This window comes from Sedimentibacter sp. (genome assembly GCF_033447055.1).
Classification (GTDB): Bacteria; Bacillota; Clostridia; order Tissierellales; family Sedimentibacteraceae; genus Sedimentibacter.
Genome location: NZ_JAWQJF010000142.1, coordinates 1 through 11,286, shown reverse-complemented (window position 1 = coordinate 11,286; position 11,286 = coordinate 1). Strand labels below are relative to the sequence as shown.

The window sequence follows — 11,286 nt, the reverse complement described above, 5'->3', positions numbered from 1 at the left end:
TTATTTTTATTATCGATTCGAACACCTGCTGGCCACACTTTTCTAGTATTTATTGTATAGAAATCCGTTTTAAGAAATTTTATAGCTTTTAATATATTTTCATGTGTAGGTTTTTCAGGAAATATTGGACGCCCTATACAATTACTGCATTTTCCACAGTCACGAGCAGTTTCATCATTCAATTCATTTGCAGTAAATTTCATATAACAATCTTTTATGTTTATAAATTCATTCATCCTATCCAATTCTTGTTTTCTAATATTAGTTATATTCTCACTATACTGCATATCTGGTTTCCATTGAGCTATTGACTTATAATAAAATGTTTTTTCTTTATATATATCACCATTAATTAAAAGATACTTAATGGCTTTATCAAATCTTCCATTTGATATATTTAATAAATTCAGTATTTTTCCCTTAGTCATTCCATCATTACTTTCAAGTAATTTTATTATATCATCCATTTCTTTGTAAGTTGGAAAAGCTGTATCCCTAAAATATTTTGTTATATCATCATCTTCGATTCCTGCAAGTAAAATGGCATAAGCCCTATCTAGTGATCTTCCAGCTCGTCCTATTTGTTGATAATAACTTACAACATTACCAGGTTTTTGAAAGTGAATAACAAAACTAATATCTGGCTTATCAATTCCCATACTAAACGCCGTTGTAGCTACAATTACTTTTATTTTATTTCTCATAAATATATCGACTATTCTTAAACGCTCATCTCGTCCTTCATCTTTATTAGACTTTATACCTGAATAGTAAGCATATGCGGATATTCCATTTTCATTTAACCATTTAGATACTATATTACAGTCATTTTTAGTTAAGCAATAAATAATGCCTGTGCCATTAATTTTATTTATATTTTCAATCAGCCAAGCTAATCTCTCTTCTTTGCTGTCTAAATGAATTACTTGAATCACCAAAGATTCCCGAGTTAATGGTCCTCTTTGTACTAGTATATCATTTCCTAATTGCTGTGTCACATCCTCAATTACACGATTATTTGCTGTTGCAGTTGTAGCAAGTAAAGGTACATTATTAGGTAAAAACTTTACAATATTTTTTATTCTTCTGTAATCAGGTCTGAAATCATGCCCCCAATCAGAAATACAATGAGCCTCGTCAATTACCAGCATACCAATTGACTTAGTGATTTTATTCAGAACATTTCTTTGAAATTCGTCATTAGCTAATCTCTCCGGAGCAACAAATAAAACATCAACTTTGTCATGATAAATTTCATCTATTATGTCATCCCAATCATCAGTATTATCAGAGTTTATAGTTCTAGATTTCAATTTAAACTTTTCTGCAGAATCCAACTGATTATTAATCAATGATATTAGAGGACTGATTATTATTGTCAGACCTCTACCTCTATCCCGCAATATTTTTGTACTTAAAAAGTAAATTATGCTTTTACCGCAACCTGTTTTTTGAACAACTAATGCTCTCCTTCCCTGAAGTACGGCTTTAATTGCTTCTAATTGACCATCTCTAAAATCTGCATTTTCCCCGAATGCTTGCTTTAAATATTTCTTTACTTCTACTTCTAAATTACTCATCTTAGCCCCCTAAAATTTTTATTTTTTAACAAATAGTAATTTCATTAGTAATTGAAGTAATATTTTCAAATGTCGGTTCTTAAAAAGTATAATGCTACTTATACTGCAAATTGGATAAAACATTATAAATAATCTTTTAGTAATCCAGCCTCATAATATGCTCTTTGCCAAAAACCTGCCCATTAAATTCAAATCCAAAGCTTTGATACATATTAGTAGCAAAGCTTTCTTATGTACTCCAAGAAATATCTTGTCATGAGACTTATCTTCTTTTATTTTAGCTAAAAGTAACTCCATTGCTTTTTTGCCATATCCCTTTGACTGATGATTTTTATCTATCATCAATCTGTAAATCCAGTATTCACTGTCGTCCTCATCTATGCAATACATAACAAACCCAACAATTAAATCATCATCATATACCGCCATAGGAATGCATTCCGGCTGAACTTTTGATTGTGCAATTGAAACAGCATTTGAAGTTACAAAATCAACCTGCTCCGGAGTAACTTCAAGACTAATACAATCCCAAAAATTATTTCTTGTAATTTCTTTTAGTGTTATCATAATACCTCACATGTTTTTTATATTATAAATACTAATCTTTCTTTAATTCTTTTTAATTCAATACTCTTTTTCCATATAACTTGTTAACTAACGTCTTCATTTCCAATGGTAATATTAAATTTACTTTTGATAAAATATTTTCAGGAATCTCTTTATAATAAGCTTCCGCAATACCTCCGGTTATGCAAGCAAGTGTATCACTGTCTCCACCGATTGATATAGCATTTCTTATTGAATCTTCAAAATTATTTGATTCCAAAAAAGCAATGATTGCCTGTGGAACTGTTCCTTGACAGGATTCATCAAAGTCATACCATTTACGAATGCTGTTTAATCTTTCATTTAAATCATATCCAAATGTATTTTCAATAAATTCTTTTATTTCATGCTTTTCTTTGTTATTTTTAGCCAAATAAATTGCTGCAGCAGTAGCCTGAGCTCCTTTTATTCCCTCAGGATGATTGTGTGTTGCTTCTGCACTTTCCTTTGATTTCAACAAAACTTCATCTAATGTATTATAATAAAAACCAACAGGGCTTACCCTCATAGCAGACCCGTTTCCCCAGCTGTTGTACGGCTCTAGACTGTCTGAATTCCCCCAATATAAAAAATTTACGCCATAATCTTCGTCAGGATACTTTCTAAACCATTTTTTATAACTTTCATTAAATGGTATATTATTTATTATGGCATCAATTGTTGCAATGGTCATAACAGTATCATCTGTAAAATTTGTCGTAACAGTAAATAGTTCAAATTGTTTATGCTTAACATTGTTCCACTCATAAGCAGAACCAATAATATCTCCAATAATAGCTCCTAACACAAAATCACCCCTTGTAATTTCATAATACTTAAATAATTCGCTATTCTGCCTTCAGCCACATTATCTTTTAAATTAAATAATTCACGTCCGTAGAATTCTCTCTTTTCAATGAACTTTTTTGATAATCCATTTTCTTTTTTTCATACAATCTATTTATTTCACTTAATGAATCTTCAAATTCTCCGTATCCTCAAATATTTTCATTTATTATCTTTTTTAGAACCTCAATTGTATCATTCTCATTCTTCAAGCCAATAGAATATAACCTTAACCTCTTATTAATCTGATTCTCTAAAACCCATGATTCTAATACTTCACCAGGCCCAGCAGATATGTCTGAATTATGAGGATATAATAACACAGCGCTTGTAGAATTCTCATATCTCGTAAGATAAGCATACATTTGATAAAGGTCTTCCCTTTTCATCCCATGCCTATGGAAAGAACTGCTGATTCTTTTCCATTTCGTATCAATTATTAATTTTGGTTCACCTTCATATTCTATAACTATGTCCGGCTTTATCGGAAATGATTTATTTGCAGTTTGTTCACTGATTAGCAGCTTGTATCTGTTATCTTGTATTGAAACAAATTGATCTATATTTTTCTTTATAACCTTAGCTATGTATTTTTCAAATAACTCATCCATCTTGAAAAGCAATGAAAATGATTTATTGCTTGCTAATGCTGATGTTGATGAATATGACTTCAAAAACATTTTAGCCAAATAAAAAGCAGGCTCAAATCTCCTATTCATCCTGTTGAATTGGAAAGAATCTAAATCACTATTACTAATGAATGTCTTATCTAAGTTAGAGTAATAAGAAGCACAATATTTTAACTTATTTACAGTTTCAATATTTTTTACTTTAGTTATTAACAATTCAATGGCATTTTTAAATACCATATTTAATTTGTTATTGCTTTCAAATTCTTCATAGCAACAATATAATTTACTATTATTTTTAACCTTATTTTGTATTTGCTCTTTAATAAGAATCTTGCCTTTCTGAAAATATATATTTTCTTCTTTTTGTACATACTCTAGTTGTATTCCCCTTCTTAATTCCTTTTCTAACTTTATCACGAACAGATAGGCAAAGATTTCGAAAATATTCTTTTTAAATATCTTATGGACGCTTAATTCTGAATAATTAATATCCAATTTACCAGATTTAGAAAGCATGTTAATTAACACTTTTCTTGAGCAATCATTATCACCTTCATCATCTGATATACCGACCTTAGGCAAAATTTCAATAGAAAAACTAGGAAGTTTTATAAAACCTACATAATTAATAAAGGTTATATAATTTCTTCCCCATATAATATTATCTTTATTTAAATTTAAATTCTTTACTAAAATATCAAGTTCATGAGCTTGACTGTCAGTAATTGTATTTTCTTCATTACTATCTTTAATATATATTTTATCATAACACTCATGAATTGTAATATGTTTCAATGTTTTCTCCCATTAGATTAAATATTATTAGTTATATTTAAAAAAGCATTAATTGAAGGATTTTCAACAATAGTATACTTAAACTTTGGTTCTAAAACATCCATAAGCTTTTCTCCAAATAAACTACCAGGTTGTACCTCTTCTTTATTTAGAAAGTAATTGTTATCTCCCATCTTACCTGCTCCACCAAGTATTCTCTCAATATTCTCCCAGTTATCATAAAAGTATTCCTGAAGTAGTGGAATTACCTTTTTAATCATTATATCTTTTAACTTTCCAAAATCTAAATCTTTATCCATAAAGTAAGCATGTCCAATAGTATGGTCTCTATCAAGTAAAAATTCTATTCTTTTATTTATTGTTGAAAGAAATTGTGAAACATTAATATCTTCTATATTAACATCTATTAACTCCGGCCTTGGCATGCATTCAATAAATTCAAAACGTCTTCGTATTGCCGTATCTAATAGTGCAATAGACCTATCTGCAGTATTCATCGTTCCAATGATGTATAAATTGCTAGGTACACTAAATGTTTCATTTGTATAAGGCAATATTGCAGTCAGTTCATTTGTTTCGCCTGCTCTTTTATCAGATTCAATTAGAGTAATTAATTCACCAAAAATTTTGGATATATTACCTCTATTAATTTCATCAATAATAAGCACATAATTATCTGTTTTATTATTACTACCACTATTTTTAGTTATTAACTCACGGATATTTTCAATTATTAAGTCTTGAGTTGCAAACATATATATAGCTTGCTGAGATAGCACCTTATTTTTTAAAAAATGACTTACAGGAATAGGATCGCCTGAAAAAAGCCATTTAACTTTACGGAAATGACAAAATGTAATATCTGTGTCTTGATCAAAATAATAATCTCCATCAACCTTTGCAATGGCTCTAATCTTATGATTGCCGCTGGAAATTAATATTAAGTCCCCTTTATTCATCCAATTTTTAAATCTTTCGATTGCTTCAATATTGAAATCATTGCTTTTTCTGTCAGGATTAGATGATAAAAATTTTTCTCTTACTTTGGCTTTATCATCACAATCTTTATAATCTATATCTCCACCCCAACCTAGAGATACAACATCTTTTTTAATACAGTACTCAAATATATAGTCTCCGCCTGCAGAGTCATCAACTAATGACATTTTAAAGAAATTTATTTTATCTTCTTTAAAATCATAAGTAGTTATTTTTCCTGATTCCTTTGGTTTAGCAGATTGACATATCTGTTTAAAAATACCATCTCTTGGTGTAAAAGTACCGTTTTCATCACTTCTTAATCCTTCAATAAACTCTTCATATGAATAAGACTGATGAAAAGTACAAAATGCAATTTGACCCTTATTAACAAGGTTCTTATATTCTGCTACTAATTCTGATCTTTTAGTTGGATCATTAATAAGCAACTTATATTTATTATAATCAACTGCCTCTAAAGCCTTATTTATTACGTTATAAGTCTTGCCAGTGCCTGGAGGTCCATATAGTATTAGATTTTTAGGTACGTTCTTATCTTCATTATATAGGCTATTATCGGTCAACTTTCCATCCCCTTTTTTTATAACATTAAATCCAAGCTCAATTAGTTTATTCCTTGCTTCAGCAGCAGTAAAATCATTCGGAGATAACTCAGTACCATTTGCATATTTATTAGCTATAGATATTACATATTTTGGAGGATATAACTTTCCGTTATACTCCAGGTCATATAATACAGAAGCTCTTGATGGTGGTATTCTGTTGGTACTTGTGTTAATTTCATTAATTGCACTTATTATGTTTTCTTTGCTTATGTTAATAGGCATAATATTGTTCCTCCATGTGTGATACTTAATAATAATTCTTTATATATAATTATACATCTATTATTTAGATGCCTTGCGCTAGGAAATAAGCTCAATTTATTCATTGTTTCCTGTTGAGTATTTATTCATAGCCACTTGTAAAATATTATAAAAACTGAACAATAAAATAATTGACTTTCGAATTATCCGTGGTATAATTTAAATAGAAATACAGATGATAAAGTACAAGGTATATGAAGCAGTTGGATTATTTCCTTTTCAGGAAGAATGAAAACTGCGAATTATACCTTCTTTTATTTTATTATGAATATTTTCTATAATCATATAATGCAACAATCTTTCTATATTGCGATTCCATTTTTCTTCTATAATCTCCATCATAAAATTTCTCTTTTAGAAATTGGCTCAATTCATTTAATGGTATTTTGTCGTAATTTTTTTGAATATTTGCTAATTGTTTGGCGTGATGTTTCGGAAAGCATTCTAAAATTTCCTTAATTGAATTGAATTGTGGTTTATCTTTACAATACTCTTTTTCAGTTCTATTAAGATCGATACCAGATATACTTTTTATTATTTTAAAATTATCAGGTAAATAATCTGTAGTAAGACCTAATTTAGACAAATATTTATATATAGGTAAATATGTTTGTCCGCTTATACTTCTAATATTTTTAAATGTTTCATCTATTATTGATAGATTGACTAAATATGGCTTATTATCAAATAGAATATCTTCCATGATATCATTTAAGCTATAGGTTTTGAATCCAATACTAGAAACTGTTTCTAAAGGGCCAAAATAAACGCCTACTTTATCATCACTAATATTTGGATTACTAAGATTACCAACAAAAATATTATTTGTTGCTTCAGTTGTAGCAATAAAATTACAAAACATATCCTGCATTTTTCTTATAACACGTACAGGCATAGAACTATTTATTTTTGAAAGCTCTGTATAAAAATCCATATAATTATTTATGGTAATTTCATTCATAATTATCTTTTTGTTATTGAAAATAATTTCCCTTGTATTTATACTATCTTTTTCTCCAAATGCCGGTTTTATAAATAAAAACTTATTTTTTAAACTACTAAGTTGTTCATTAGATAAACAAAAAGTAATTTCCTCCAGTATTGACCTTATATTTACATCTGAAATACTGTATCCTATAAAAATTATTGGATGTTCAACAAATAACGTTAAAAGTTTTGCTGATAAATATTTAAGTTTTCCAATAAAATACTCATAATCCTCTTTAGTTATTACAATGGTATTAGGCTCCTTATTACTTCCATGTATTTTATAAATATTAAATAGATTGTCTGTGTTAGCAATAAGCAAGCTTTCATTTCCCATTAATACATCAAAGTCCGGGAAAATTTGCTCTAAAATACTATCATAATTTGTAGTAATTATACCGGCTATTTTATTTTGATTATCCTTTAAACAATTCATTTCTTCATATGTAAGTTTGTCATCTTTTATTTTTAATACATTAACCTTTTTAGAAATGTAAAATTTAAAAGGATCGTATCCATTTTCTATTATTAATTTCACTTCATCATCATGAAATATTTTTAAAATAAAATTTTGATCAGAATAGAATCGGTCATTAAATTGGTTTCTTATTTGTGATGCTAAAGAAGGATTCAAATTATACTTTTTTTCATCAGGTTCCAGATTTGCAATATCTTGTCCTATCTCATGCTCAACTTTTCTAACAAAAAACTTATATTCCATTTCAGTTTTATCGTTTAATTCTGTCCATATTTCTTTTAACAAGCCATCCCAAGATGGAGCAGTTGAATATCTAATAGATAAACCTGTTCCAATAAATAAGGCAATTGAGTAAAAGATGACACTATTTGAGCTATTTCATTTTTAATTCTATCCTCCAAATTATTTCACCCCTTAAATTTAATTATTGCTATAGTATAATTATTTACTTTTATTGTTTCCCAATTTCCGTATAATCAGCTCGAAAAAATACAATATAATCTGTCAATTTAATTTGATACTTTTTTAGCATTTTAATTATAATTTGTTTAATTGAATTTGCGCTCAAATTTGTTTCTATATAAATATCTGTGTTATGTAGTTTTCTTGGTTTTCTAATGTTACCTTCTGATACTGCAAAATAGCTTTTCTTTTTACCATTCATATTTTTATCACTTATAAAACTATTAAATATTTGAGAATTTATATTATATAATAGTTCACATGTAAATTGAAGCACATTTGCCCAGTTTGTTGCCTCTACAGTTTTGTCATATAATTTAAAGCCTATTGGCCTTTTGAATTCGAAATTTTCATATAATGTATGTGGTATTGTCTGATCGACAGTATATTTACTATAATCTGGAATAGTCTTCTTTTCATCTTCATCTGTTTGCACAACAAAATCAGTGCTTAAATCTTCTGCTATAGAGTTTTCAATAAAATCTATAGTTTCACTATTTTCTTCATATTCTTCACTAATTTTTTTATGAAGCTCAAGGCTCTTAGATGCTGCATCATAATTCCTGTTTGTCAAATTCTTTGATACATCTAGATTAACCGCATTAAGGAGTTCATCTAATACCATATTCAATAAACCTATGCTTTCCCCAATGTCTTCTGCTTTATTTTTATACAGCTCACAAATTGTTTTTAGCAAATCATTATTTAGCATATTACCATCCCCCGTTATTAAGTAATAATTATATTACCCTAGATAAACATTGTTGTTATACCAACATACATCTTCATTCTTTTCACCTGTATTAAATTATCTGTGTTATCAATTAACAAATAAAATCCTTCACTAAATCATGGCTCTTCTTGACAATTAAATATTATGTAAGTTTTTCAAGCTTTTCCGAACATATATATAGTTCACATGCTTTTTAATAAGACCATTTGCTGCTGTCAAAGGTCAATCCGTTAAGTTCATCCTTTATGCTTTTCCAATTAGACAGAAATTTTGTCATATATGCTTTAAAAGTATCATTGTGATGTCTTTCAAGCAAATGAACCATCTCATGAACAACTATATATTCAATGCACCGTGGATTTTTCTTGGCAAGTTCAAGGTTTATCCAAATTCTTTTATCCTGAACATTACATGTGCCCCATTTGGTTTTCATTAGCTTTACGCCCCAGTCATTTACTGAAACGCCTATTATATCTTCCCATTTATTAATGTAATCAGGTATGATAGCCTTTATATTTTGTCTGTACCAATCTGACATTATTTTTTCCCGCTTATCTACCGTACTGCCAGGTCTTACATATAAATCAATATACTTATTGCCTCTCAACTCAACATGCTGTTTTCCATTTGTTTCAATTACATTTAATAAACATCTTTCACCAAAATAGTAATGACTTTCACCGGATATAAATTCTCTTTCAGTTTGCCTATCCTGCGCGCTGAATTTTTTTCTTTGTTTCATAATCCAGGCTAATTTTGAAACAGCAAACACTCTTACAGCTTCATCATTCATTTTTTCAGGAACCGCCAATCTAACCCTCCCATCCGGAGGGTAGACCGACAAATGTATATTTTTTATTTTCTTTCTTACTAAATCTATGTCTATATTACTTACAGTTATTTTGTCCATGTTAATATTCACTCTGCTTCTTTACGATTTCAAATATTTCATTTAATTTTTCTTCATTTTTAATGTATTTACCTATGGTGTATTTTACCTTGCGTTCCTTAATTTTATTTCCTCTGAATCCTTCAGGTTTTGAATTACGAATATCTTCATCTATTGCAATAACTAATTCCTCATTATGTTCCATGTTGTCATATAAAGCACGCTTAGCTCCTGTATTTATTTTTTTAGGATATTCATTTGAGGCGCCTGGATTTTTTACCTTCTTTGTTAATTCAATTATTTCTTTCAGGTATTTTTCGTACTCATTAACCTTTTCTTTTCGCATCTTAATCAGCTCATCTAACAGAACAGACATTTTTTCATAATACTTGGGATTAGTCGGTGTTTCATCTACTATTAGCTTTCTAACATTGTTCTCAATAGTTTCAGCTACAGCATCCTTGTTTTTCTTTATGCCCTCAGGTAATGTATTTATAGCATCTTCACCTCTTGCTACAATTATATCAACAAGGGTCATGTCGTCAAACTCTGATATTTTTTTACTGTCACTAGCAGAAATGTATGAATCAATCAGGTGTCTCATATCACCTTCATATGCTTTTAGGTCTATAAAATCCCCTGCTGCATGCATGACAATAGAACGGATATTATCATAAAATTTTGTTGCATCTTTAATTTCCTGAATTTCTTTTGCTGTGTATCCTGCTTCTTCCATCTCATCGGCTATACTAGCATATGCCCGTATAAAAGCAACAACCAGCTTGTATAATTCAAGCCGCTTTTGCTCATTTTCCTTGATTGCATCCTTATCCAAGGTATCTTTTGCAACAAAATAACGAATATAAGCTAACTCACCTTTAGATTTATCAATCGGTTCACAAAGTGCCTTGAGACTTTCATAAGCTAAATCTAATCTTTCTTTAGATAGCTTAAGTCTATCTTTTAAAAGCCCATCAACATCATCTTGGTCATAGTCGCCAAAAGCTTCTGAAGTGTAGTCTTTAACGGATTTTTCCAGGCTCTTAAATAAATCCTTGTAGTCAATAATATAACCATATTCCTTGTCGTTGCCGTCAAGACGGTTAACACGGCATATTGCTTGAAAAAGACCGTGGTCTTTCATGTTTTTATCAATGTATAAATAAGTGGCAGGAGGTGCATCAAATCCTGTTAAAAGCTTATCTACAACTATTAAAAGTTTCATTTGAGCAGGATCTTCCACAAACTGTTTTTTTACTTCTTCTTCAAAGTTTTCTACCGACTTACCATTTAGCATCTTTTTATATGTTTCATATTTCTCAATATTTTCAGTTTCAGTATCTTCACCAGTTGCTTCACCTTTAATATCTTTTACATTTGGTATGTATGATGTAATGATGGCACACTTTTTAAAACCTATGGACTGAAATAGTT

At 29.2% G+C, this 11,286-nt stretch carries 9 protein-coding genes; all 9 read right to left on the bottom strand.

Annotated elements, in window-relative coordinates; translation table 11 throughout:
- On the bottom strand, positions 1-1,580 hold a 1,580-nt coding region (locus SA378_RS09855; RefSeq protein WP_318525821.1), incomplete at its 3' end, for a RecQ family ATP-dependent DNA helicase.
- A gap of 150 nt (positions 1,581-1,730) precedes the next feature.
- The gene (locus SA378_RS09850) at positions 1,731-2,147 is read right to left on the bottom strand and encodes a GNAT family N-acetyltransferase (protein ID WP_318525820.1); all 417 of its coding nucleotides are present in this window, start codon (positions 2,145-2,147) and stop codon (positions 1,731-1,733) included.
- A 52-nt stretch (positions 2,148-2,199) separates the two neighbouring features.
- The gene (locus SA378_RS09845) at positions 2,200-2,973 is read right to left on the bottom strand and encodes an ADP-ribosylglycohydrolase family protein (protein ID WP_318525819.1); all 774 of its coding nucleotides are present in this window, start codon (positions 2,971-2,973) and stop codon (positions 2,200-2,202) included.
- Positions 2,974-3,163: 190 nt separating this feature from the next.
- A complete protein-coding gene (locus SA378_RS09840; protein WP_318525818.1) occupies positions 3,164-4,438 on the bottom strand; it encodes an McrC family protein in 1,275 nt (424 codons plus the stop codon).
- Positions 4,439-4,455: 17 nt separating this feature from the next.
- Positions 4,456-6,264 carry an AAA family ATPase gene (locus SA378_RS09835; RefSeq protein ID WP_318525817.1) on the bottom strand — a complete coding sequence of 603 codons (1,809 nt, stop codon included), beginning with the start codon at positions 6,262-6,264 and terminating at the stop codon, positions 4,456-4,458.
- Between the two features lie 301 nt (positions 6,265-6,565).
- On the bottom strand, positions 6,566-8,053 hold the full coding sequence (locus SA378_RS09830; protein ID WP_318525816.1) for an SIR2 family protein: 1,488 nt from the start codon (positions 8,051-8,053) through the stop codon (positions 6,566-6,568).
- A 166-nt stretch (positions 8,054-8,219) separates the two neighbouring features.
- Positions 8,220-8,942 carry a hypothetical protein gene (locus SA378_RS09825; protein ID WP_318525815.1) on the bottom strand — a complete coding sequence of 241 codons (723 nt, stop codon included), beginning with the start codon at positions 8,940-8,942 and terminating at the stop codon, positions 8,220-8,222.
- 214 nt (positions 8,943-9,156) lie between these two features.
- A complete protein-coding gene (locus SA378_RS09820; RefSeq protein WP_412178694.1) occupies positions 9,157-9,873 on the bottom strand; it encodes a M48 family metallopeptidase in 717 nt (238 codons plus the stop codon).
- Position 9,874: 1 nt separating this feature from the next.
- Positions 9,875-11,286: UvrB domain 3-containing protein (locus SA378_RS09815; protein ID WP_412178693.1), on the bottom strand; the 1,412-nt coding region annotated here is incomplete at its 5' end.

What these genes read in the sequence shown, in the direction of transcription:
- SA378_RS09850 (WP_318525820.1), bottom strand. Translation starts at nt 2,147, where the DNA reads ATGATAACACTAAAAGAAATTACAAGAAATAATTTTTGGGATTGTATT.
- SA378_RS09835 (WP_318525817.1), bottom strand. Translation starts at nt 6,264, where the DNA reads ATGCCTATTAACATAAGCAAAGAAAACATAATAAGTGCAATTAATGAA.
- SA378_RS09825 (WP_318525815.1), bottom strand. Translation starts at nt 8,942, where the DNA reads ATGCTAAATAATGATTTGCTAAAAACAATTTGTGAGCTGTATAAAAAT.
- SA378_RS09820 (WP_412178694.1), bottom strand. Translation starts at nt 9,873, where the DNA reads ATGGACAAAATAACTGTAAGTAATATAGACATAGATTTAGTAAGAAAG.